The organism is Kitasatospora sp. NPDC001664 (assembly GCF_053596675.1).
Window position 1 is genome coordinate 370,445 of record NZ_JBSFGS010000001.1, and the last position, 25,377, is coordinate 395,821.

At 73.8% G+C, this 25,377-nt stretch carries 6 protein-coding genes; all 6 read right to left on the minus strand.

Features of this window, described 5'->3' with window-relative positions; translation table 11 throughout:
- Positions 1–160: 160 nt before the first annotated feature.
- The 6 genes from ACWCYY_RS01765 to ACWCYY_RS01790 all read right to left on the minus strand — a co-directional run bounded on the left by ACWCYY_RS01765 (position 161) and on the right by ACWCYY_RS01790 (position 25,321).
- Entirely contained in the window at positions 161–2,413 is a 2,253-nt protein-coding gene (locus ACWCYY_RS01765) for a terpene synthase family protein (protein WP_449794779.1), read from the minus strand.
- 79 nt (positions 2,414–2,492) lie between these two features.
- Positions 2,493–3,911, minus strand: a complete 1,419-nt coding sequence (locus ACWCYY_RS01770; protein WP_345281250.1) for a family 2B encapsulin nanocompartment shell protein — start codon at positions 3,909–3,911, stop codon at positions 2,493–2,495.
- Positions 3,912–4,226: 315 nt separating this feature from the next.
- Entirely contained in the window at positions 4,227–5,288 is a 1,062-nt protein-coding gene (locus ACWCYY_RS01775; RefSeq protein ID WP_449794780.1) for a branched-chain amino acid aminotransferase, read from the minus strand.
- 31 nt (positions 5,289–5,319) lie between these two features.
- Positions 5,320–5,718, minus strand: coding sequence for a nuclear transport factor 2 family protein (locus ACWCYY_RS01780; RefSeq protein WP_345281246.1), 399 nt, complete (start codon positions 5,716–5,718; stop codon positions 5,320–5,322).
- Entirely contained in the window at positions 5,715–15,839 is a 10,125-nt protein-coding gene (locus ACWCYY_RS01785; RefSeq protein ID WP_449794781.1) for an amino acid adenylation domain-containing protein, read from the minus strand. Before ACWCYY_RS01785 ends, ACWCYY_RS01780 begins: the two co-directional genes overlap by 4 nt.
- Positions 15,836–25,321, minus strand: coding sequence for an amino acid adenylation domain-containing protein (locus tag ACWCYY_RS01790; RefSeq protein WP_449794782.1), 9,486 nt, complete (start codon positions 25,319–25,321; stop codon positions 15,836–15,838). The genes ACWCYY_RS01785 and ACWCYY_RS01790 overlap by 4 nt, the downstream gene beginning before the upstream one ends.
- Positions 25,322–25,377 lie beyond the last annotated feature (56 nt).

The following is a 25,377-nucleotide window of genomic DNA, read 5'->3' on the forward strand; positions in this document are numbered from 1 at the left end:
ATCACCGAGCGACCTGGCGGACAGGTTCTCCGGTTGGCCACTGAATACCTCGAAAGGGCTAACGTATGGTCAGAATGTCCGACCACGAACCGATGGCGGCAACGCCGCGGAGGGGCCCGGACGGCGACGGCCGTCCGGACCCCTCCGCGGGCGAGGGGGTTCAGCTCCTGCGCAGCAGCTCCACCACCCGGGCCGCCGAGGTGCCCAGTCCGGTCGGGGCGCCGAACGGGGGCGGGGGAGGGGTGGGGAGGGGTTCGGGCGCCGGCGCCGGCGCGAAGTGCCGCAGCAGCGAGGGCTCGTCGTAGCGGTGGCACTCCCGGTGCCAGAGCAGGATGCCGTACATCCAGTGCCGGAGCTCCTGGACGTAGCCGTCCAGCGCCGCCCTGGTCTCCTGGGGGAGAGCCAACTGCTCGTACAGCTGCGGGAGTTCGACGGTGCTCAGGTGCTCGAACTGGCGCATCCGCTCGGTGTTCAGGTCGTGCACGACGGCGATCGCCTGCTCCGGGTCGCAGTCCAGGAAGTTCCGCACCACCACCACGGCGTTGTGCAGCTCACCCTCGAACTGGACCTCCTTCTGGTACGAGAACAGGTCGTTGACCAGCGTCGCGTAGTCGAAGGCCGCCGCCTCCAGCTCGGTCAGCGGCGAGGCCGCGAACACCTCGGCGGGGACGTCCTCGGTGCGGCCGAGCCGCAGCAGGCCGCGGGTCAGGTCGGAGCCGAAGGTGAGGCGGCGCATCTCGAGGTAGTCCACCGGATCCGGTACGTGGTTCTGGATCTGGTTGGTCAGCTCCCAGAGCCAGCTCTCCAGCATCCGGACCACGCCGGTGCGGAAGGAGCGGCGCTGTTCGGGGGCCATCGGCGCGGCGGTGCGGTGCCAGAGGTCCGCCAGGGCGACCTCCGCCGGGTGCGGGCCGGGCGTCGCGGCCCCGCCCTCCACCGGCATCGCCGCCAGCAGCCGCTCGTGCATCAGCCGGGCCCCGGCCAGGTCGTGGGTCCGGCCGTAGACCAGCGGGTAGTAGTCGTCCACCCAGGTGCCCCAGGTCAGCCAGGCGCTGGTGAGGTCCAGCTCCTCGGCGGTGGCCCTCGGCTGCATGCCGGCCGAGCAGAGCGGGAAGTCGAAGTCGCGCAGGTCGGCCTCGGTCCACAGTCCGCTGCCGGGCACTCCGGGCACGGCGTCGAGCAGGCCCGTCCGGTGCGCCCAGGCGACGGTGGCCTCCCGGGAGTGCTGGAGGTGCGGGTTGAGCCCGTTGCCGAACGGCATCCGGAACTCCGGGAGTTGGACCGCGCCGACCTGCTCGAAGGGGGTGTAGGAGAAGGACCGCAGCCGGGCCGGCATGGTCCGGGCCACCGAGGCGAAGAGCCGGGCGGCCGAGGTCCCGATCCCGGCCGGGCCGCCGAGCGGGCCCTCGCCCAGGTCCGCCTCGGCGTTCATGTAGCGGCTGGAGCGCATGTGCCACTCGTGGCCGCCGGACTGCCAGTCCTGGAGGCCCTTGACGTAGGCGAAGACGTCGGCGGCGGCCCGCGCGTCCATCCCGCGGTCGGCCAGCAGGGCCGGGACCTCGGTCAGCGCGGTGTGCTCGAACTGCTGGAGCCGGGAGGTCAGCAGGTCGTTCAGCCGCTCGGCCGCCTCCTGGGTGGAGCAGCCCAGGAAGGTCTCCAACACCAGGACGCCGTTGGAGAGTTCGCCTTCCTCCTCGACCTCGCGCTGGTACGAGAAGAGGTCGTTGCGCAGGTGCACCGCATCCGAGAAGGCGTCCCGGAGCACCTCCATCGGCCTGGTGGCGGCGATCTCCGCGGGGACCTCGGCGCCGGCCGCGTGCTCGACCAGCCCGGCCGACCAGGGGGCGCCGCCGACCTTGCGGCGCATCGCGATGTACTCGACCGGGTTGGAGACCCGGCCCTTCTCGATGTTGGACAGCTCCCACATGGACTCGTTCAGCAGCGCCTCGGTGGCGGTGGCGAAGCGTCTCCGCCAACCGGCCGACATGGCCGGGACGGAGCGGGCCCAGAGGTCGGCCAGCCCGGCCTCCACCGCGTTGGTCGGCTCGGGGTACCCCCGGGAGTCGTCCAGCGGCATGAAGGCGGCCAGCCGGTCGAGGTAGGCCTTGCCACCGGCCAGGTCGCGGGTGCGCTTGAAGATGTCGAGGAAGTGGTCGTCGAAGAAGAAGACCCAGACGTACCAGTCGGTGATCAGCCCCAACTCGGCCGCGTCGCAGTCGGGGTGGGTGTACGCGCAGAGCAGCGCGTAGTCGTGCCGGTCGAAGTCGTCCTCGTCCCAGATCCCGGAGCCCTCGATCATCGCCATCTCGCGGGCCCAGGCCTTGGAGTGCGTCCGGGCGCTCTCCAGGTGCGGGTTGAGCCTGGCCGGGTACGGCATGTAGAAGTCCGGCAGTCGGAAGGGTTGCGCCGCCATCGGTGCCAAGCCTTTCGGGGGATACGGTGCTGGGCGGGCCGGAGGATTCCGGCCCGCCCAGCACCCCGCTCACTGAGGGTCAGTCACGGCCGTTCGAGATCTGGACGTTCTCCAGGACGCCGAGGGCGTCCGGCACCAGGACGGCGGCGGAGTAGTAGGCGGTCACCAGGTAGTTGATGATCGCCTTCTCGTCGATGCCCATGAAGCGGACCGACAGGCTCGGCTGGTACTCGTCCGGGATGCCGGTCTGGTGCAGGCCGATGACGCCCTGCTCGGCCTCGCCGACGCGCAGCGCGATGATCGAGCTGGTGCGCTCCTTGGTGACCGGGATCTTGTTGACCGGCAGGATCGGGACGCCGCGCCAGGCCGGCACCTTGGAGCCGTGCAGGTCGACGTGGTCCGGGTACAGGCCGCGGGAGTTGAACTCGCGGCCGATCGCGGCGATGGTCCGCGGGTGGGCCAGCAGGAAGTGGGTGTCGCGGCGCATCGAGAGCAGCTCGTCCAGGTCGTCCGGGGTCGGGGCGCCGGTCTGGGCCTGGATGCGCTGCTTGAAGTCGGCGTTGTGGAGCAGGCCGAACTCCGGGTTGTTGACGAGCTCGTGCTCCTGACGCTCCTTCAGCGCCTCGATGGTCAGGCGGAGCTGCTGCTCGGTCTGGTTCATCGGCTGGTTGTAGAGGTCGGCGACCCGGGTGTGCACCCGCAGCACGGTCTGGGCGACGCTCAGCTCGTACTCGCGCGGCTTGAGGTCGTAGTCCACGTAGGTGCCGGGGAGCTCGACCTCGCCCCAGTGGCCGGCCGAGAGGGCGATCTCGGCCTCGCCGAGCTCGTTCTGCCGCTGCTGCGGGAGGGTGAGGAACTCGGCCAGGTGGGCCTGGAGTCCGGGGGACTGGTCGAGCACCGCCTGGAAGTCGGAGCGGCTCAGGGTGAGCAGCGTGCCGTTGGTGGCGGCGGTGACGGTGTAGTCCCACAGGGCGTCGGACTCGGTCAGTGCCTGCTCGCCGAAGCGGGAGCCGTCGGCCAGCACGCCGAGCTGGGTGGGCGCGTCGTAGGCGTCCAGGCCGGCCCGGTTCACCTTGCCGTGCGCCAGCAGGTGCAGCTGGTCGATCGGCTCGCCGAGCTCGGCCAGCACCTCGCCGGCCCGGAACTCGCGCTGCACGCAGCGGTCGGCCAGCGCGGTCAGCACGTCGTTGTCCTCGAAGCCGCGCAGCAGGGCGAGCTCGCCGAGCTCGCCGGGGATCACCCGCACCTCGGAGCCGGTCTTCACGAAGTCGATGCGGCCGTCGCCGACGGTGTACGTCAGACGGCGGTTGACGCGGAACGCGCCGCCCGAGGTCTGGACCCAGGGGAGCACCTTGAGCAGCCAGCGGGAGGTGATCTCCTGCATCTGCGGGGCGGACTTGGTCGTGGTGGCGAGGTTGCGAGCGGCGGCGGTACCGAGACTGAGCTGCTTCTCCGGTGCCTGGGAGTTCGTGTTCTCCAGGCCTGCGTCCACGGACATCTGCCGGGTCTCCTTCATAGTGGCTCGGCGAGCGCCCTGCCAGCACTGACAGGTCGTCAAAATATGTGAATAACACCGGGCTTGGAGCCGACGGCCGATCCTCCGGCCTGCCCCCTCCCCGACCTCTGACGACCCTAGATCCACATCGCCCCGCCGGATCGGAGAGTGTCCCTCCACTCCCCCGAACGAGTGAATCAGCGGGCGGGCCCGATCATGGATGGGTCCGATCTGCTCAAGGCCGTACCCGAACGGAAGCCGCCCGCCCCCGTGGACACGGGGGCGGGCGGCGGGCCGGGACGAGGTGGGACGGGGCGGTCAGGAGCCGATGTGGAGCCAGCCGTCCGGGTCGGCGGCGAGGCCGTGGTGGAGGTCGGTGAGGGCGGTGCGCAGGGCGCGGGTGACGGGGCCGGCGGTGCCGTCGCCGACGGTCCAGTCCCCGTCCCGGTCGCGGACCAGGCCGACCGGGGTGACCACGGCGGCGGTGCCGCAGGCGAAGACCTCGGTGACGGTGCCCTCGGCGCACTCGCGGCGCCACTGCTCCAGCGAGATCCGCTCCTCGCCGGTGCGGTAGCCGAGCCGCTCGGCCAGCGCCAGCAGGGAGTTGCGGGTGACGCCGGGGAGCAGGGTGCCGGTCAGCTGCGGGGTGATCACCTGGGCGTCGGCACCGCTGCCGCGGACCAGGAACATGTTCATCCCGCCCATCTCCTCGATGTACGTGCGCTCCAGCGCGTCCAGCCAGACCACCTGCTGGCAGCCGAGCGCCTCGGCCTCGCGCTGGGCCACGAAGGACGGCGCGTAGTTCCCGGCGATCTTCACGTTGCCGGTGCCGCCCGGGAAGGCCCGGACGTAGTCGTGGCTGACGTGCACCGAGACGGTCGAGGTGTTGTCGCCGAAGAAGCCGCCGGCCACGAAGGCCATCAGCAGGAAGCGGTAGGTGCGGGACGGGCGGAGCATCAGCGAGGTGTCCGTGCCGAAGATCATCGGGCGGATGTAGATGCTGTGCGCCGGGTCGTCGGAGAGCTGGCCCTGGTCGGCCTCGATCAGCCGGTCGATGACGGAGACGAAGGTCTCCACCGGGAGCTCGGGGATCGCGAGCCGGGCGCAGGAGCGCTGGAAGCGGAGCGCGTGGTCGCGGGAGCGCCAGGTGCCGACGGTGCCGTCGGCCCGGCGGTGCGCCTTGAGGCCCTCGAACGCGACCTGGCCGTAGTGCAGGCCGATCATCGCGGGGTGGATCGAGAGGTTCTCCAGCGGGCCGAGCACCGGCTCGGACCAGCCGTCCAGCTCGTTCCAGTCCATCGAGATCATGTGCGCGGTGAAGGACTCGCCGTGGCCCGGGTTGGTGATGACCTGGGCGGCGGGCTCGATGGTGGTGGTCATGGTGGTCTCCTCAGCGGTGGGGTCGGGCCGGTCAGACGAGCGGGGCGAAGAAGTAGGTGTCACGGGTGGCGAAGAGGCCGTCGGGGCGGACGGTGAAGGAGTCGGCGAAGCGCAGGTCCACCGGGGCGCCGGAGTGCAGCACGCCGTGGAACTCGCCGAACACGCCGACCGTCGCGCCGTCCGCGAGCACCGTGGTCAGGGTGTGGTTGCCGGAGGCGATGGTGCGGTCGCGGCCGTAGAAGCCGAGCAGGCCCTCGGGGCCGGTCATCAGGCCGTAGCCGGGGCGCCGGTACTCGGCGTCGGGGGCGAACAGCGCGGCCAGGCCGGGGGCGTCGCCGGTGTCGACCAGGTGGTAGAAGCGGCGGACCACGGAGACGGCGAAGTCGGCGTCGACGGTGGTGAGTTCGAGGTCGGGGGAGGTGGTCATCATTCCTCGTTCCGGAGCAGGGCGGCGGTCAGGGTGGGCCGGATCGCGGCGAGCGGCTCCGGACGGGTCATCAGGGCGTGGGCGGTGTCGACCGCGTGGACGGTGAGCCGGCCGCCGACGTGCGGCAGCCAGAGCGACGGGTCGGCCGAGTCGGCGGTGCGACCCTCGGCGGCCAGGTAGAACAGCACGTCCCCGTCGAAGCGGCCGGGCCGGTGGCCGGACAGCAGGTTGAGGTTGGCGGCGAAGACCCGGGGCAGGGCGGTGGTCAGCTCGCGGTCCAGTCCGGCCAGCGGGCCGTCGGGGTGCCGGACGGCGGCCCGGTACTCCTCCGGCGTCGGGCGGCCGTTCCGGTACCCGTCCAAGGGGTAGCCGAGGGTGCCGAGCAGGGCGGCCAGCGTGGTGCCGTCCTCGGGAGACCACTCGCGCAGCTGGTCCGGGATCGGCGGGTAGCCGTCCAGCATCGCCAGCAGCGCCACCTCCTCGCCGGCGGAGCGCAGCTGACAGGCCATCTCGTGGGCGACGGCCCCGCCGTAGGACCAGCCGAGCAGCTGGTAGGGGCCCTCGGGCTGGACCCGGCGCAGCTGCTCCAGGTAGTCCTTGGCCATCTCCTCGATCGAGGCCGGTGCGCCCGAGGGTTCGGCGAAGGCCCGGGACTGCAGGCCGTACACCGGCTGCTCGGGGTCGAGGGTGCGGAGCAGGCCGGAGAACACCCAGCTGATCCCGGCGGCCGGGTGGACGCAGAACAGCGGGGTCCGGGAGCCGCGCGGCCGCAGCGGCAGCAGGACGGCCAGCGAGTCCGACTCGGCGCCGGAGTCCAGGAGTTCGGCCAGCTCGGCCACGGTCGGCGCCTCGAAGAGCGAGCGCAGGCCGAGCCGGACGCCGAGCGCGGTGCGGATCCGGCTGACCAGGCGGGTGGCCAGCAGGGAGTGGCCGCCGAGGGCGAAGAAGTCGTCGTCGACGGTGAGGTCGGGCTGGGCCAGGGCCTCGGCGAAGAGCGTGAGCAGCAGCTCCTCACGGGGGGTACGGGGGGCGCGTCCTTCGGCGCGCTCGGGGAGGTCGGGGGCGGGCAGGGCGCGGCGGTCGAGCTTGCCGTTGGGGGTGAGCGGGAGGGCGTCGAGGCGGACGAAGGCACTGGGCACCATGTACTCGGGCAGCTGCCCGGCCGCGTGGCGGCGCAGCTCGGCCTCCTCCAGCGGGCCGGTGGTGGTGAGGTAGGCGACCAGCCGTCCGTCGCGGACGTCCAGGGCGGCCTGGACGACCGCCGGGTGGCGGGTCAACTGGGCCTCGATCTCGCCGAGTTCGATCCGCAGGCCGCGGATCTTGACCTGCTGGTCGGCGCGGCCGGCGAAGGCCAGCTGTCCGTCGGGGCGGCGGCGGACCAGGTCGCCGGTGCGGTACATCCGGCCGCCGGGCGGGCCGTACGGGTCGGCGGGGAAGCGTTCGGCGGTGAGGCCGGGGCGGTTGAGGTAGCCGCGGGTGATGCCGGCTCCGGCGAGGTAGAGCTCGCCGGTGGCGCCGACGGGGACGGGCCGCAGGTGGGCGTCGAGGACGTAGGTGCGGGTGTTGTCGACGGCGGTGCCGATCGGGGGCAGCGCGCCGGGGGAGGGCTCGGGGCCGAGGTCGGCGGCGGTGGCCGCCACGGTGAACTCGGTCGGGCCGTACATGTTGACCATGCGGAACGGCACGCCGGGGGCGGGCCAGCGGCGCAGGGTGTCGCCGCCGAGGTAGAGCAGGCGCAGGGCGCCGGGGCGGGCGGTCAGGTCGTCGAGGGAGGCCTCCAGTCGGGGGGTGGGCATGAAGCAGGCGGTGATCCCGGCCTCGGCCACCCAGCGGGTGAGCGCCTCGGCGTCCTCCAGCAGGGTCGGGTCGGGGAGGCAGGCGGTGCCGCCGGCGGTGAGCACCGGCCAGAGCTCCATCACCGAGGCGTCGAAGCCGGGGGTGGCGATCTGGCTGGCCCGGTCGGTGGCGGCCACGCCGTAGGCGCGGCGCATCCAGGCGCACAGGTCGCTCAGCCCGGCGTGCTCGACCACCACGCCCTTGGGGCGTCCGGTGGAGCCGGAGGTGTAGATCACGTACGCGGCGTCCTGCGGGCCGACGGTCACCCCCGGGTCGGTGGCCGGGGAGCCGGACTGCTCACCGTGGAGCACGAGTTCGGCCCCCGGGAGGCGTCCGGCCAGGGCGGGTTCGGTGACCACCAGGCGCAGCCCGGCGTCCTCGGCCAGGAAGGCGAGGCGGTCGGCGGGGTAGGAGGCGTCCAGTGGGACGTAGGCCGCGCCGGCCTTGAGCACGGCCAGCAGGGTGACCACCAGCTCCGGGCCGCGTCCCAGGCAGACCCCGACCAGGTCGCCCCGGCGGACCCCGCGGGCGATCAGTCGGTGCGCCAACTCGTTGGCAGAGGCGTCGAGTTGCCGGTAGCTGAGCAGGCCGTCCGGGTGGTCCAGGGCGAGCGCGTCCGGGCTGCGCCTGGCGTGCTCGGCGATCAGCTCGTGCACGGGTACGGTGGCCGGGCCGGTGGTGACGCCGGGGGCCAGGGCGGCGGCCTGCTCCTCCTCGGTGAGCAGGGGCAGCGCGCCGATCGGCCGGTCCGGGTCGGCGAGCGCCGCGTCCAGCAGGCGGAGCAGCTGGGCCAGCAGGCGCTCCACCGAGGAGTGGTCCAACAGGTCGGTGGCGTAGTCGGCGGTCAGCCGCAGCCCGTCCTCGGTCTCGGCCACCGCCAGGGTGAGGTCGAACTTGGCGGAGCCGGTGCCGATCGCCACCGGGGTGGTGGTCAGGCCCGGGTAGGAGGCGGCGTGCCCGGCGCCGGGCGGCTGGGTGAGCAGCATGATCTGGAACAGCGGGTGCCGGGAGAGCGAGCGGGCCGGGTTGGCCTCCTCCACCAGGCGCTCGAAGGGGACGTCCTGGTTGGCGTAGGCGGCCAGCGCCGTCTCCCGGGCCCGGTGCAGCAGTTGACGGAAGCTCGGGTCGCCGGAGGCGTCGGTGCGCAGCACCAGGGTGTTGACGAAGAAGCCGACCAGGTCGTCCAGCGCCTCGTCGGTGCGCCCGGCGGTGGCGGTGCCGATCGGGACGTCGGCGCCCACCCCGAGCCGGGCCAGCAGCGCTGCCAGGGCGGCCTGCACCACCATGTAGGGGGTGGCGTGCTGGGCGCGGGCGAAGCCGAGCAGCCTCGCCTGGAGCTCCGGGCTGCCGGTGGCGGTGGCGGCCGCGCCCCGGAAGGTCGGCCGGGCCGGTCGCGGTCGGTCCAGCGGGACGGTGACCTCGTCCGGCAGGCCGGTCAGGGTCTCGCGCCAGTGGGCGAGTTGGGCGGAGAGCAGGCTCTGCGGGTCCTGGTCGGAGCCGAGGAGTGCCTGCTGCCAGAGGGTGTAGTCGGCGTACTGGACGGGCAGCGGTTCCCGGGCGGGGGCCGGGCCGCCGGTCCGGGCGGCGTAGCCGGTGGCCAGGTCGCGCAGCAGCGGGCCGAGCGACCAGCCGTCGGTCGCGATGTGGTGGGTGACCAGCAGCAGCACGTGCTCGGCCGGACCGGTCCGGAACAGCACTGCGCGCAGCGGGAGTTCGGCCGTGAGGTCGAAGACGTGGCCGCAGGAGGCGGCCAGCGCGGCGTCGAGCTCCTCCTCGGTGAGCTCGGTCTCGGTCCACTCGGGGGCGGTGCCGGCGGGCAGCACCCGCTGGAGCGGTCCGTCCGCGCCCTCCAGGTAGGTGGTGCGCAGGATCTCGTGACGGTCGGTCAGGTCGGTGAGGGCGCGGCGCAGCGCCGTGGTGTCCAGCTCCCCGCTCAGGCGCAGGGCGTACGGGAGGTTGTAGGCCGCGCTCGGCCCCTGCACCTGCTCGTGGAACCAGAGCCGGGCCTGGGCGGGGGAGAGCGGGGCGGTGGCCCCGCGCTCGGCGGGCGTCAGCGCGGGGCGGAGCTCGCCGTCGGTGCCGAGGCGGCCGACCAGTTCGGCCACGGTGGGGGCCTCGAAGACGGCCCGGACGGTGAGTTCGGCGCCGAGTGCGGTGCGGACCCGGCTGATCAGGCGGGTGACCAGCAGGGAGTGGCCGCCGAGGTCGAAGAAGGAGTCGTCGATGGAGACCCCGTCCGCACCGAGCAGCTCCGCGTAGACCTCGCAGAGCAGCCGCTCGGTGGTGGTCCGGGGCGCGCGCCCCTCGCCGCGCTCGGGGAGTTCGGGGGCGGGCAGGGCGCGGCGGTCGAGCTTGCCGTTGGGGGTGAGCGGGAGGGCGTCGAGCTGCACGAAGGCGGCCGGCACCATGTAGGCGGGGAGCCACTCGGCGGCGTAGGCGGCCAATTCGCCCGCCTCCAGCGGGCGGTGGCCGGTCAGGTAGGCGACCAGGCGCCTGTCGCCGGGCCGGTCCTCACGGACCAGCAGGGCGGTCTGCGCCACGTCGGGGTGCCTGGTCAGCAGGGCCTCGATCTCGCCGAGTTCGATCCGCAGGCCGCGGATCTTGACCTGCTGGTCGGCCCGGCCGAGGAAGGCCAGCTGCCCGTCCGGCCGCCACCGCACCAAGTCGCCGGTGCGGTACATGCGTTCGCCCGCCGGGCCGTACGGGCAGGCCGGGAAGCGTTCGGCGGTGAGGCCGGGGCGGCCCAGGTAGCCGCGGGTGATGCCGGCTCCGGCGAGGTAGAGCTCGCCGGTGGCGCCGACCGGGACGGGGCGCAGGTACGCGTCCAGCACGTAGGCCCGGTTGTTGGCGGCCGGGCGGCCGATCGGGGGAAGGGCGCCGGGGGAGGGCTCGGGGCCGAGGTCGGCCGAGGTGGTGGTGACGGAGAACTCGGTGGGGCCGTACTGGTTGGACATCCGGAACGGGACGCCCGGCTCGGGCCAACGGCGCAGGGTGTCGCCGCCCAGGTAGATCAGCCGCAGGGCGCCGGGGCGGGCGGTCAGGTCGTCGAGGGCGGCCTCCATCCGGGGCGTGGGCATGTAGCAGGCGGTGATGCCGGCTTCGGCCACCCAGCGGGTGAGGGCCTCGGCGTCGTCCAGGAGTCGCGGGGTGGGCAGGCAGGCGGTGCCGCCGGCCACCAGGATCGACCAGAGCTCCATCACCGAGGAGTCGAAGCCGGGGGTGGCGATCTGGCTGGCCCGGTCGGCGCTGGTGAGTCCGTACTCGTGGACCATCCACTCGGTGAGGTTGGTCAGCCCGGCGTGCTCGCAGACCACGCCCTTGGGGCGTCCGGTGGAGCCGGAGGTGTAGATCACGTAGGCGGCGTCGCGCGGGTGCACGGTCACGCCCGGGTCGGTGGTGGGGGAGCCCGACTGCTCGCCGTGGAGCAGGAGTTCGGGCCCTGAGAGGCGCCCGGCCAGGGCGGGTTCGGTGACCACCAGGCGGAGCCCGGCGTCCTCGGCGATGTAGGCGAGGCGGTCGGCGGGGTAGGAGGCGTCGAGCGGGACGTAGGCCGCGCCGGCCTTCAGCACGGCCAGCAGGGTGACCACCTGCTCGGTGCCGCGACCCAGGCAGACCCCGACCAGGTCGCCCCGGCGCACTCCCCGGGCGATCAGGTGGTGGGCCAACTCATTCGCGGAGGTGTCGAGTTCGCGGTAGGAGAGGATGCGGTCGCCGCACTCCAGGGCCGGTGCGTCCGGCGTCAGCCGGGCGTGCTCGGCGATCACCTCGGGCACCCGGCGGTCGGTGCGGAAGCGCACGGCGGTGTCGTTCCAGCCGTGCAGCACGGTCCGGAGCTCCTCCTCGCCGAGCAGGTCGAGCCGGCCGACCGGCACCTCCGGGGCGTCGAGGGCGGCCTCCAGCAGGCGCAGGAAGCGTTCCAGCAGGCGCTCCACCGTCCCGGCGTCCAGCAGTTCGGTGGCGTAGTCGGCGTTGAGCCGCAGCCCCTCCGGGGTCTCGGTGACGGCCAGGGTGAGGTCGAACTTGACGGTGCTGGTGCCGACCGGGACCGGACGGGCCGTCAGGTCGGCGAAGCCCTCTCCGCCGCCGGTGGCGGAGACCGGGGGCTGGGCGAGCAGCATGACCTGGAACAGCGGGTGGCGGGCCAGGCTGCGGGCCGGGTTGAGCTCCTCCACCAGGCGCTCGAAGGGCACGTCCTGGTGGGCGAAGGCGGCCAGGTCGGTCTCCCGGACCCGGTCCACCAGCTCGGCGAAGCCCGGCTCGCCGGAGACGTCGGTGCGCAGCACCAGGGTGTTGACGAAGAAGCCGATCAGGTCGTCCAGCGCGTCGTCGGTGCGCCCGGCGGTGGCGGTGCCGATCGGGACGTCGGTGCCGGCGCCGAGCCGGGAGAGCAGCGCGGCCAGCACGGCCTGCGCGGCCATGTAGAGGGTGACGTGCCGCTCCCGGGTGAAGGCGAGCAGCCGGGCCTGGAGCTCGGGGGTGCTGGTCAGGCTGACCGCCGCGCCCTGCTGGGTGGGCGCCGCCGGGCGGGGCCGGTCCAGCGGCAGGGTGACCTCGTCCGGCAGGCCGGCCAGGGTCTCGCGCCAGTGGGCGAGTTGACGGCTGAGCAGGCTCTCCGGGTCCTCGTCGGCGCCCAGCAGCGCCTGCTGCCAGCGGGTGTAGTCGGTGTACTGCACCGGCAGCGGCTTCCAACCGGGTGCCGCGCCGTCCCGGCGGGCCCGGTAGGCCGTGGCCAGGTCCCGGCTGAACGGGCCGAGCGACCAGCCGTCGGTGGCGATGTGGTGCAGCACCAGCAGCAGCACGTGCTCCTGCTCGCCGAGCCGGTAGAGGTACGGCCGCAGCGGAAGGTCGGCGGCCAGGTCGAACGGCAGGTCGCCGGCCCGGGCGAGTTCGGCCCGCAGGCCGTCCTGGTCGAGCTCCGCGAAGGTCCAGACGGGGCGGGCGAGTTCGGCCTCCCGGACGACCTGCCGCGGCTCGCCGCCGACCTCCTGGTACCCGGTGCGGAGCACCTCGTGCCGGGCGATCACGTCGTCCAGGGCCTGCTCCAGCGCGGCCCGGTCCAGCTCCCCGGCCAGCCGGATCGCGTACGGGAAGTTGTACGCGGTGCTTGCGGTGCCCTGGGCCTGCTGGTGGAACCAGAGCCGGGCCTGGGCGGGGGAGAGCGGGGCGCTCGGGCCCTGGTCGGCGGAGCGGCGCAGGACGGGGCGGGAGGTGTCGGTGGTGGAGAGGTGGTGGACCAGCTCGGCCACGGTCGGGGCCTCGAACACCGCCTTGACGGTGAGTTCGGCACCGAGCGCGGTGCGGACCCGGCTGATCAGGCGGGTGACCAGCAGGGAGTGGCCGCCGAGGTCGAAGAAGGAGTCGTCGATGGTGACGGCCTCCTCGCCGAGCAGCTCGGCGTAGATGCCGCAGAGCAGCTCCTCGCGGGCGTTGCGCGGCGCCCGTCCGCCCTCCCGGCCCGGCAGTTCGACGGCGGGCAGGGCGCGCCGGTCCAGCTTGCCGTTGGGGGTGAGCGGCAGGGCGTCCAGCTGCACGAAGGCGGCGGGCACCATGTAGTCCGGGAGCCACTCGGCGGCGTGCCGGCGCAGCTCGGCCGGGTCCAGCGCCTCGGTGGCGGTCAGGTAGGCGACCAGCCGGTCGTGCTGGACGTCCAGCACGCTCTGGGTGACGGCCGGGTACTTCGTCAGCAGGGCTTCGATCTCGCCGAGTTCGATCCGCAGGCCGCGGATCTTGACCTGCTGGTCGGCGCGGCCGGCGAAGGCCAGCTGTCCGTCGGGGCGGCGGCGGACCAGGTCGCCGGTGCGGTACATCCGGCCGCCCTCGTCGCCGTGCGGGTCCGCGACGAAGCGTTCGGCGGTGAGGCCGGGGCGGTTGAGGTAGCCGCGGGTGATGCCGGCTCCGGCGAGGTAGAGCTCGCCGGTGGCGCCGACCGGGACGGGCCGCAGATGCGCGTCCAGGACGTAGGTGCGGGTGTTGTCGACGGCGGTGCCGATCGGGGGCAGCGCGCCGGGGGAGGGCTCCGGGCCCAGCTCGGCGGCGGTGGCCGCCACCGTGTACTCGGTGGGCCCGTACTGGTTGGACATCCGGAACGGCACGCCGGGGGCGGGCCAGCGGCGCAGGGTGTCGCCGCCGAGGTAGAGCAGGCGCAGCGCGCCCGGCTCGGCCGTCAGGTCGTCGAGGGAGGCCTCCAGCCGGGGGGTGGGCATGAAACAGACGGTGATCCGCTGCTCGGCGATCCAGCCGGTCAGTGCCTCGGCGTCCTCCAGCAGCTTCTCGTCCGGCAGGCAGGCGGTGCCGCCGGCCACCAGCACGGGCCAGAGCTCGATCACCGAGGAGTCGAAGCCGGGCGTGGAGACCTGGCTGGCCCGGTCGGAGGGGGAGTGGCCGAACTCGCGCAGCATCCAGGCGCACAGGTCGCTCAGCCCGGCGTGCTCGACCACCACGCCCTTGGGGCGGCCGGTGGAGCCGGAGGTGTAGATCACGTACGCGGCCTCGCGCGGATGGACCGTCACCCCCGGGTCGGTGCTGGGGGCTCCGGACTGCTCGCCGTAGAGCACCGGCACGGCCGCGCTCTCCGGGAGGCGCTCCAGCAGCCCGGGTGAGGTGACCACCAGCGGCAGGGCGGCGTCCTCGGCGATCCAGGCCAGCCGCTCGGCCGGGTAGGAGGCGTCCAGGGTGACGTAGGCGGCACCGGTCTTGAGGATCGCCAGCAGGGTGACGATCCGTTCGACGGAGCGCTCCAGGCAGATCCCGACCAGCCGGCCGGGCGCCGCGCCCAGCGGGATCAGGTGGTGGGCCAACTGGTTGGCCCGGGCGTCGAGTTCGGCGTAGCTCAGGCGGGCCTCGCCCGCCTCGACCGCGACCGCCAGCGGGGCGGTGCGGGCCCGCTCGGCGATCAGCTCGTGCACCGGCACGGTGGCCGGGGCGGTGACCAGGGCCGGGGCCAGGGCGGCCCGCTCCTCCTCCTCGGTGAGCAGCGGCAGCCGGCTGACCGGCAGCGCCGGGTCGGCCAGCCCGGCGTCCAGCAGGCGCAGCAGCTGGGCCAGCAGCCGGCGGACGGTGGTGGCGTCCAGCACCTCGGTGGCGAAGTCGGCGTTCAGCTTCAGCCCCTGGGCGGACTCGCCCACGGCCAGCGTGAGGTCGAACTTCACCGCGTCGGTGCCGACCGGCAGCGCGGCCGTCTCCAGCCCGCCGAACTCCGGCCCGCCGCCGGCCCCTTCGCCGGCCTGCTGGGCCAGCAGCATCAGCTGGAACAGCGGATGACGGGAGAGCGAGCGGGCCGGGTTGAGCTCCTCCACCAGGCGCTCGAAGGGCACGTCCTGGTGGGCGAAGGCGGTCAGGTCCGCCTCCTTGACCCGGTCCACCAGCTCGGCGAAGCCCGGGTCCCCGGAGGCGTCGGTGCGCAGCACCAGGGTGTTGACGAAGAAGCCGACCAGCTCGTCCAGGGCCTCGTCGCCGCGCCCGGCGGTGGCGGTGCCGATCGGGACGTCCGTCCCGGCGCCGAGCCGGGTCATCAGGGTGACCAGGGCGGCCTGCACCACCATGAAGACGGTGGCGCCGCGCTCCCGGGCGAAGGCGGTCAGCCGGGCGTGCAGCTCCGGGGAGCCGACGGCGGAGACCGCGGTGCCCTTGTGGGCCGGGACGGCCGGGCGGGGCCGGTCCAGCGGGAGCGCCACCTCGTCCGGCAGGCCGGCCAGGGTCTCGCGCCAGTGGGCGAGTTGGGCCGAGATCAGGCTCTCGGGGTCGTCCTCCTCGCCGAGCAGCTCCTGCTGCCAGAGCGTGTAGTCGGCGTACTGGACCGGCAGCGGCTCCCAGGCCGGGGCCGCCCCGCCCCGCCGGGCGGTGTAGGCGGCGGCCAGGTCGCGGACCAGCGGGCCGAGCGACCAGCCGTCGGTGGCGATGTGGTGCATCACCAGCAGCAGCACGTGCTCCCGCTCGGCGAGCCGGTAGAGGAAGGGGCGGATCGGCAGGTCGGCGGTGAGGTCGAAGGAGAGGTTGCAGGCCCGGTCCAGTTCGGCGGCCAGCTCATGCTCGGTGGTGGTGCCCTCCGTCCAGACCGGGCGGGCGAGTTCGGCGTCCAGCACCCGCTGGTACGGGCGACCGTCCTGCTCGCCGTAGGTGGTGCGCAGCGCCTCGTGCCGGGTGAGCACGTCGGCCAGGGCCAGCTGCAGCGCCTCGGTGTCCAACTCGCCGCGCAGGCGCAGCGCGTGGGGCAGGTTGTAGGCGGAGCTGGTGCCGGTGATCTGCTCGTAGAACCAGAGTCTGGCCTGGGCGTAGGAGAGCGGGATCACGAGGTGACCTCCTTGGACCGGGCCCGCAGGGCCGGACGGGCGCGGACGGCGGTGGTCAGGCGGCCGGTGAGGTCGGCCACCGTCGGCGCCTCGAAGACGGCCTTGATGGTGAGTTCGGCGCCGAGCACCGAGCGGACCCGGCTGATCAGGCGGGTGACCAGCAGGGAGTGGCCGCCGAGCTCGAAGAAGTTGTCGTCGATGCCGACCGTCTCCAGGCAGAGGATCTCGGCGAACAGGCCGCAGAGCTTCTCCTCCTTCTCGTCCCGCGGGCCCCGGCCGGCCGGACGCTGCGTCAGGTCGGGGGCCGGGAGGGCGCGCCGGTCGAGCTTGCCGGTGGGCGTCATCGGCAGCGCGTCCAGCTGGACGAAGGCGGAGGGCACCATGTACTCCGGCAGCCGCTCCGCCACGTGGGCCCGCAGGGCGGCGGTGTCCACCGGGCGGTCGGCGGTCAGGTAGGCCACCAGGCGCCTGTCGCCCGGGCGGTCCTCCCGGACCACCACCGCCGTCTGGCCGATCTCGCCGTAGGAGGCGACGGCGGCGCGCACCTCGCCGGGCTCGACCCGGAAGCCGCGGATCTTGACCTGGTCGTCGGCCCGGCCGAGGAACTCCAGCGAGCCGTCCGGGAGCCAGCGGACCAGGTCGCCGGTGCGGTACATCCGGCTGCCGGGAGGGCCGTAGGGGTTGGCGACGAAGCGTTCGGCGGTCAGGCCGGGCTGGCCGGTGTAGCCGTTCGCCAGGCCGAGGCCGGCCATGTGCAGCTCGCCGACCACACCGGGGGCGACCAGGTCGAGGTGCCGGTCCAGCACCCAGAGCTGCTTGCCGTTGAGCGCGCGGCCGACCGGGATCGAGGGGCGCCCGGCGTCCGCCGGGGTGATGTGGTGGGCGACGGTGAAGATCATCGACTCGGCGGGCGAGTAGCCGTTCACCAGCCGGATCTGCGGGAAGTCCTCGACAAGGCGCATCACGTGCGGGATGGAGGCGGCCTCGCCGCCGGTCATCACCTGGCGCAGCTTCGCGAAGGTGGCCGGGTACTCGTCCAGCAGGAAGTTCAGCAGGCTGGCCGAGACGTGCAGGGTGGTCACCGCGTGCTCGGCGGCCAGCGCGGCGATCACCGTGGGCTCCGGGCGCTGGCCCGGCTGGAGCACGCAGGTGCCGCCGGAGAGCAGCGGGGAGAACAGCTCCAGGGCGAAGGCGTCCCAGGAGACCGGCGAGCACTGGAGCCAGACCTGATCGGGGCTCAGCTCCGCGAAGTCCTGGCCGAGCAGGGTGCCGACGATCGCCCGGTGCGGGGAGACCACGCCCTTGGGCGTGCCGGTGGAGCCCGAGGTGAACATCACGCAGGCGGCGTCCAGCGGGCCGGCCAGCTCGGGCGGGGCGGTCGCGGGGTGCCCGGCGGCGCCCTCCACCAGAAGCTGCGGGGCGTCGATCCGGCCCGCGTGGGCTGTGTCGGTCACCACCCAATCGGCCGTCCTGGCCAGGGCGTTGAGCCGCTCGACCGGGAACTCCGGGTCCAGCACGGTGTAGGTGCCGCCGGCCTTGAGGACGGCCAGCACCGCCACCACCAGCTCGGGGGTGCGCTCCAGGTGCAGGCCGGCGACCTCGCCGCGCTTCAGGCCGCCGGCGATCAGGTGGTGGGCGAGGCGGTTGGAGCGCTCCTCCAACTCCCGGTAGCTGACGGTGGTTCCGCCGAAGACCAGGGCGGTGGCCTCCGGGCGGGCGGCGGCCTGCCCGGCGAAGACGCCGTGCACGGTGCGCTCCGGGTCCACCGTGGACGGCTGCCCGCTGAGCTCCTCGGTCAGCAGCAGGCGCTCCGCCGGGGAGAGCACGTCCACCCGGCCGACCGGCAGCTCCGGCGCGGCCAGCGCGCCCTCCAGCAGGCGGACCAGGCGGGCCGCCAACTCCTCGACGGTGGCGCGGTCGTAGAGGTCGGAGGCGTAGTCGATGTTGATCTTCAGCCCGGCCGGGGCACCGGCCTCGCGGCGCTCGGTGACGGCCACGGTGAGGTCGAACTTCACCGTGTCCACCCCGGCCGGGACGATCGAGGCCTCCAGGCCCGGGATGCTCAGCTCGGCCGAGCTGTTGTTCTGCACCACCAGCATGATCTGGAAGAGCGGGTGCCGGGAGAGGGTGCGGACGGGGTTGAGCTCCTCCACCAGGCGCTCGAAGGGGACGTCCTGGTGGGCGTAGGCGTCCAGGTCCGACTCCCGGACCCGCTCGACCAGCTGACGGAAGCTCGGGTCGCCGGAGAGGTCGGTGCGCAGCAGCAGGGTGTTGACGAAGAAGCCGACCAGGTCGTCCGCCGCCTCGTCCACCCGGCCGGCCACCGGGGTGCCGAGCGGGATGTCGGTGCCGCCGCCGAGTCGGGAGAGCAGCGCGGCCAGCCCGGCCTGGAGCACCATGAAGAGGGTGGCCTGGTGCTCCCGGGCGAAGCTCAGCAGCCGCCCGTGCAGCTCGGCGTCGGTGCTCACCCAGACCGCGTCGCCCAGGTTGCTCGGGGTGGCCGGGCGGGGCCGGTCGGTCGGGACGTTCAGCTCCTCCGGCAGCTCGGCCAGCGCGCCGCGCCAGTAGGCGAGTTGACGGGAGACCAGGCTGGAGGGGTCGTCGTCCGCGCCGAGCAGCGCCTGCTGCCAGAGGGTGTAGTCGGCGTACTGCACCGGCAGCGGGGCCCAGTCGGGGGCCTCGCCCGCGGTGGAGCGGGCCGCGTAGGCGGCGCCCAGGTCGCGGATCAGCGGGCCCATCGACCAGCCGTCGCTGGCGATGTGGTGCATCACCAGCAGCAGCACGTGCTCCTGCGGGCCGAGGTCGAACAGGTGCACCCGCAGCGGCACCTGGGTGGCCAGGTCGAAGCCGCGGTTGGCGGCCCGGGCGACCGCCCCGGCCAGCCCCTGCTCCGTCACCGGTGCCTCGTCCCAGGGGATCTCGGCCTGGTCGGGGGCCAGCACCCGCTGGTACGGGCGGCCGGCGAACTCCTCGAAGACGGTGCGCAGCACCTCGTGCCGGGCCACCACGTCGTCCACCGCGGCGCGCAGCGCGCGGGTGTCCAGGGCGCCGCGCAGCCGGACCGTCACCGGCACGTTGTAGGCCGAGCCCTGCTCCTCCAACTGGCCGAGGAACCACAGTCGTTGCTGGGCGAAGGAGAGCGGCAGGCGCTCCGGCCGGGCCACCGCGCGCAGCGCCGGGCGGGCGTGCTGGGCGCGGTCCACCCGCTTGCCGAGCCGGGCCACGGTGGGGGCCTGGAAGAGGTCGCGGATGCCGATCTCCACGCCGAGCACCGAGCGCAGCCGGCTGACCAGGCGGGTGACCAGCAGCGAGTGGCCGCCGAGGTCGAAGAAGTCGTCGTCGATGCCGACCGACTCCAGGCCGAGGATCTCCGCGAACAGGCCGCAGAGCAGCTCCTCCTGGGCGTTGCGCGGCTCGCGGCCCAGCTCGCCGCGGTTGTGGTCCGGGGCGGGCAGGGCCCGGCGGTCCAGCTTGCCGGTCGGGGTGATCGGCAGGGCCTCCAGGAAGACCACGGCCGAGGGCACCATGTACTCGGGCAGCAGCGCGGCCACGTGGGTGCGCAGCGCGGCGGCGTCCACCGCGGCGGCGTCGGGCGAGCCGTCGGTCACCACGTAGGCCACCAGGCGCTTGTCGCCCGGGCGGTCCTCGCGGACCACCACGGCGGCCTGGCCGACCCCGGGGAAGGCGGCCAGGGTGGCCCGGACCTCGCCGGGTTCGACCCGGAAGCCGCGGATCTTGACCTGGTCGTCGGCGCGGCCGAGGAACTCCAGCACGCCGTCGCCGCGCCAGCGCACCAGGTCGCCGGTGCGGTACATCCGGGCCCCCGGCTCGCCGAACGGGCAGGCCACGAAGCGCTCGGCGGTCAGCCCGGCCTGGCCGGCGTAGCCGTGGGCCAGGCCGACGCCGGACATGTAGAGCTCGCCGGTGACGCCGGGGGCGACCAGGCCGAGGCCGTCGTCCAGCACGTAGAGCCGCTTGTTGCCGAGCGGGCGGCCGACCGGGATGGAGGGGCGGGAGCCGTCGGCGGCGGTGATCTCGTGCGAGACGGTGAAGATCATCGACTCGGCGGGGGAGTAGCCGTTCACCAGCTTGATCTGCGGGAAGCCGTGCACCAGCTTCATCACGTGCGGGATGGAGGCGGCCTCGCCGCCGGTCATCACCTGCTGGAGGTGGGTGAAGGTGGCCGGGTACTCGTCCAGCAGGAAGTTCAGCAGGCTGGCCGAGACGTGCAGGGTGGTGACCCGGTGGCGCGTCACCAGCTCGGCGATGACGGCGGGTTCGGGCCGCTGGCCGGGCTGGAGGACGCAGGTGCCGCCGGAGAGCAGCGGGCCGAACAGCTCCAGCGCGAAGGCGTCCCAGGAGACCGGGGCGCACTGCAGCCAGACCTGGGCCCGGTCGAAGTCCACGAAGCCCTGGCCGACCAGGGTGCCGACGATCGCCCGGTGCGGGGAGACCACGCCCTTGGGCACGCCGGTGGAGCCGGAGGTGAACATCACGCAGGCCGCGTCGCCCGGGCCGGCCGGGACGCCGGGCGCGGTGGCCGGGTGGCGGGCGATCGACCCGGCGTCCCGGTCGAGGTGGAGCTCCCGCGGGCCGTCGGTCAGCCTGCCCCCCAGCTCCGAGACGGTGAGCAGCAGGGCGGCCTCGGTGTGGCCAAGCACGGCGGCGATCCGGTCGGCCGGGAAGTCCGGGTCGAGCATGGTGTAGGTGCCGCCGGCCTTGAGCACCGCCAGCACGGCGGTGACCAGCTCGGTGGAGCGCTCCAGGTAGACGCCGACCACGTCGCCCCGGCGCAGGCCGCTCGCCACCAGGTGACGGGCCAGCCGGTTCGCCCGCTCGTCCAACTCCCGGTAGCCGACGGTCTCCTCGCCGAAGACCAGCGCGGTGTCCAGCGGCCGGCGGGCGGCCTGCTGCTCGAACAGCTGGTGCACGCAGGCCTCGGCCGGGTACTCGGTGGTGGTGTCGTTCCAGTCCACCAGCAGGGCGCGGCGCTCCTCGCCGGAGAGGATCTCCAGCCGGCCCACCGGCACGTCGGGCTCGGAGAGCTGACCCTCCAGCAGCCGGACCAGGCGGTCCAGGATGACCTCGACCGAGGCCCGGTCGAACAGGTCGGTGGCGTACTCGGCCATCGCCCGGATCCCGGCCGGCTCGCGGTCCGTGCCGAAGGTCTCGGTGAAGCCCAGGGTGAGGTCGAACTTGGCGGTGTCGGTGGTCACGGGCGCCATCTCGGCGTCCAGGCCGGGCAGCCGGAGCTTGGCCTCGGCGTTGTTCTGCACCACCAGCATCACCTGGAACAGCGGGTGCCGGGAGAGGGTGCGGACGGGGTTGAGCTCCTCCACCAGGCGCTCGAAGGGGACGTCCTGGTGGGCGTAGGCGTCGAGGTCGGTCTCCTTGACCCGGGCCACCAGCTGACGGAAGGTCGGGTCCCCGGAGAGGTCGGTGCGCAGCACCAGGGTGTTGACGAAGAACCCGACCAGGTCCTCCAGCGCGTCGTCGGTGCGCCCGGCGGTGGGCGTGCCCAGCGGGATGTCGGTGCCGGCGCCCAGCCTGGTCAGCAGCCCGGCCAGGGCGGCCTGCATCACCATGAAGAGGGTGGCGTTGTTCTCCCGGGCGAAGGCCAGCAGGCGGCGGTGCAGGTCCTGGTCCAGGTGCGCGGTGGTCACCTGGCCCTGGTTGGAGGGCAGCGCCGGGCGCGAGCGGTCGGCCGGCAGTGCGATCTCCTCCGGCAGGTCGGCCAGCGCCTCGCGCCAGTAGGCGAGTTGCTGGGAGAGCAGGCTCTCCGGGTCGTCGGCCGAGCCGAGCAGGTCCTGCTGCCAGAGGGTGTAGTCCACGTACTGCACCGGCAGCGGCTCCCACTGCGGGGCGGCGCCGTCGCAGCGGGCGGCGTAGGCGGTGGCCAGGTCGCGCATCACCGGGCCGAGCGACCAGCCGTCGCTGGCGATGTGGTGCATCACCAGCAGCAGCACGTGCTCCTCGGGGCCGACCGCGAAGATGTGCGCCCGGATGGGGAGTTCGACCATCAGGTCGAAGGCGTGCCGGGAGGCGAAGTCCAGCTCCAGCGGCAGCTCCTCGGCGTCGGTGTCCAGCACCGTCACCATCGGCCGGGCCACGCCCGGGGCGACCACCCGCTGGTAGGGCTCGCCGTCCACCTCCAGGAAGACGGTGCGCAGCGCCTCGTGCCGGCCGACCACGTCGGAGACGGCGGTGTGCAGGGCGTCCACGTCCAGCACGCCGCGCAGCCGGATGGTGTGCGCCACGTTGTACGTGCTGTTCGGCCCCTCCAGCTTGTTGAGGAACCAGAGGCGGCGCTGCGCGTACGACAGCGGGATCTCCTCGGGACGCTCTTCCATGACGTAGGACCCCTTCCGCGCCCCTCGGGCGCCACGGATTCGCTCGGCGAGGCGCAGCACGGTGGGCGCCTCGAACAGGTCTCGGACGGTCAGCTCGACGCCTGCGGCGGAGCGGATGCGGGCGATCAGCTTGGCGGCCAGCAGGGAGTGGCCGCCCAGTTCGAAGAAGTCGTCGTCGATCCCGGCCCGGTCCTGGCCGAGCAGCTCGGCGTAGAGGTCGCAGAGCACGGCCTCCTGCCGGGTGCGCGGCGGGCGGGACTCCTGACGGGGCGTGAGGTCGGGGACGGGCAGGGCGCGGCGGTCGAGCTTGCCGGTGGGGGTGAGCGGCAGCGCGTCCAGCCGGACGAAGGCGGCGGGCACCAGGTGCTCGGGCAGCAGCCTGGCCACGTGGGCGCGCAGCTCGGTGGTGTCCACCGGCCGGTCGGCCGTCAGGTAGGCCACCAGGCGCTTCTGGCCGGGCCGGTCCTCGCGGACGGTGACGGCCGTCTGGACGACGCCCGGGAAGCCGGCCAGCGCGGCCCGGACCTCGCCGGGCTCGACCCGGAAGCCGCGGATCTTGACCTGGTCGTCGGCCCGGCCGAGGAACTCCAGGGCGCCGTCGGGCAGCCAGCGGACCAGGTCGCCGGTGCGGTACATCCGCTCGCCGGGCGCGCAGTGGGGGTTGGCGACGAAGCGTTCGGCGGTCAGGCCGGGCTGGCCGGTGTAGCCGTGGGCCAGGCCGAGGCCGGACATGTAGAGCTCGCCGGGCGTGCCGGGGGGCAGCAGCGCCAGGTGGTCGTCCAGGACCCAGAGCTGCTTGCCGTTGAGCGCGCGGCCGACCGGGATCGAGGGGCGCCCGGCGTCCGCCGCGGTGATGTGGTGGGCGACGGTGAAGATCATCGACTCGGCGGGGGAGTAGCCGTTGACCAGGGTCAGCCCGGGGTGGTCCCGGACCAGTCGCATCACGTGCGGGACGGAGGCGGCCTCGCCGCCGGTCATCACCTGGCGGAGGTGGGTGAAGGTGTCCGGGTACTCGTCCAGCAGGAAGTTCAGCAGGCTCGCGGAGGCGTGCAGGGTGGTGACCCGGTGGCGGGCCACCAGCTCGGAGATCAGGGCGGGTTCGGGCCGCTGGCCGGGCTGGAGGACGCAGGTGCCGCCGGAGAGCAGCGGGCCGAACAGCTCCAGGGCGAAGGCGTCCCAGGAGACGGGGGAGCACTGGAGCCAGGTCTGCGCGGGGTCGAGGGAGGCGAAGTCCTGGCCGAGCAGGGTGCCGACGACCGCCCGGTGCGGGGAGAGCACGCCCTTGGGGGCGCCGGTGGAGCCGGAGGTGAACATCAGGCAGGCGGCGTCCAGGGGGCGGGCCAGCTCGGGCAGGGCGGTGGCGGGGTGCTCCGTGGCGGGGTGCTCCGGGGTGCCCTCGACCAGCAGCTGCGGGGCGTCGATCCGGTCGGCCAGCGCGGCCCGGGTGAGGATCCGGTCGGTGCTCGCGGCCAGGGTGTTGAGCCGCTCCACCGGGAACTCCGGGTCCAGCACGGTGTAGGCGGCGCCGGCCTTCAGCACGGCCAGGACGGCGGTCACCAGCTCGGGGGAGCGCTCCAGGTGGATGCCCAGGACCTCGCCGGGCCGCACACCGCTCGCCCGCAGGTGGTGCGCCAGGCGGTTGGAGAGCTCGTCCAACTCCCGGTAGCTGACGGTGTGTTCGCCGAAGACCAGGGCGGTGGCGGTGGGGCGGGCGGCGGCCTGTTCGGCGAAGACTCCGTGCACGGTGTGCTCGGGGTCGACGGTGGACGGGCCGCCGCTCCACCGCCCGGCGAGAATGCCGCGCTCCTCGGCGGAGAGCAGGTCCAGCTGCCCGACCGGGAGTTCGGGGCCGGTCAGGGCGGCCTCGACCAACCGCAGCAGCCGCTCGCCGAAGGTCTCGACGGTGGCGCGGTCCAGCAGGTCGGTGGCGTACTTGAGCAGCACGCCGATGCCCTCGGCGTCCTCGGCCAGCTCCACGATCAGGTCGAACTTGGCCACGTCCAGGTCGATGACCTCGGCCTCGGCGGCCAGGCCGGCGAAGTCGGGCCGGGCGTCCGGGCTGTTCTGCAGCACCAGCATGACCTGGAAGAGCGGGTGGCGGGCGAGCGAGCGGGCCGGGTTGAGCTCCTCCACCAGGCGCTCGAAGGGCAGGTCCTGGTGGGCGTAGGCGTCCAGGTCGGCGTCCCGGACCCGGGCGACCAGCTCGCGGAAGCCGGGGTCGCGGGAGAGGTCGGTGCGCAGCACCAGGGTGTTGACGAAGAACCCGACCAGGTCCTCCAGCGCACTGTCGGTCCGGCCGGCCACCGGGGTGCCCAGCGGGACGTCGGTGGCACCGGTGAGCCGGGAGAGCAGGGCGGCCAGGGCGGCCTGCACCACCATGAACAGGGTGGCGTCGTTGCTCCGGGCGAACTCCTGGATCCGGTCGCGCAGCTGTCCGTCGATCCGGGTGGTCAGCACCTGGCCGTGGAAGGACGGGGAGGCCGGGCGGGGCCGGTCGGCCGGGAGGGTCAGCTCCTCCGGGAGGTCGGCCAGGGCCCGCCGCCAGTGGGCCAGTTGGGTGGCCAGCAGGCTCTCCGGGTCCTCGGCCCCGCCCAGCAGCTCCTGCTGCCAGAGGGTGTAGTCGGTGTACTGCACCGGCAGTGGCTCCCACTGCGGGGCGGCGCCCTCGCAGCGGGCCCGGTAGGCGGTGGCCAGGTCCCGCAGCAGCGGGGCCAGCGACCAGCCGTCGGCGGCGATGTGGTGCAGGGTCAGCAGGAGGGTGTGCCGCTCGCGGCCCTGCTCGGCGGGTGCCTCGAACAGGTCGGCGCGGAGCGGGAGCTCGGTGGCGAGGTCGAAGCCGTGCGCGGCGGCGGCGCGGACGGCCCCGACCAGCTCGCCCTCGGCGGGGCGGGAGACGGACCAGGGGATCTCGGGCCGCTCCAGCACCTGCTGGTACGGGATGCCGTCCCGCTCGGTGAAGACCGTGCGCAGGGCCTCGTGCCGCTCGGCCAGGTCGGTGACCGCGGCCCGCAGGGCCGCCCGGTCGAGCGGGCCGGTGAGGCGGACGGTCAGGGGGACGTTGTAGGTGGGGCTGGGGCCCTCGACCTGGTTGAGGAACCAGAGGCGGGCCTGTGCGAAGGACAGCGGAGTCATCGGGCCTCCCGGTGCCAGGGCATTCGACCTCTCGTGGGCCCGCCCCAATGGATGGT

Bases quoted from the DNA above. Each gene is read 5' to 3' on its own strand.
- ACWCYY_RS01765 (WP_449794779.1), bottom strand. From the start codon at position 2,413: ATGGCGGCGCAACCCTTCCGACTGCCGGACTTCTACATGCCGTACCCG.
- ACWCYY_RS01770 (WP_345281250.1), bottom strand. From the start codon at position 3,911: ATGTCCGTGGACGCAGGCCTGGAGAACACGAACTCCCAGGCACCGGAG.
- ACWCYY_RS01775 (WP_449794780.1), bottom strand. From the start codon at position 5,288: ATGACCACCACCATCGAGCCCGCCGCCCAGGTCATCACCAACCCGGGC.
- ACWCYY_RS01780 (WP_345281246.1), bottom strand. From the start codon at position 5,718: ATGATGACCACCTCCCCCGACCTCGAACTCACCACCGTCGACGCCGAC.
- ACWCYY_RS01790 (WP_449794782.1), bottom strand. From the start codon at position 25,321: ATGACTCCGCTGTCCTTCGCACAGGCCCGCCTCTGGTTCCTCAACCAG.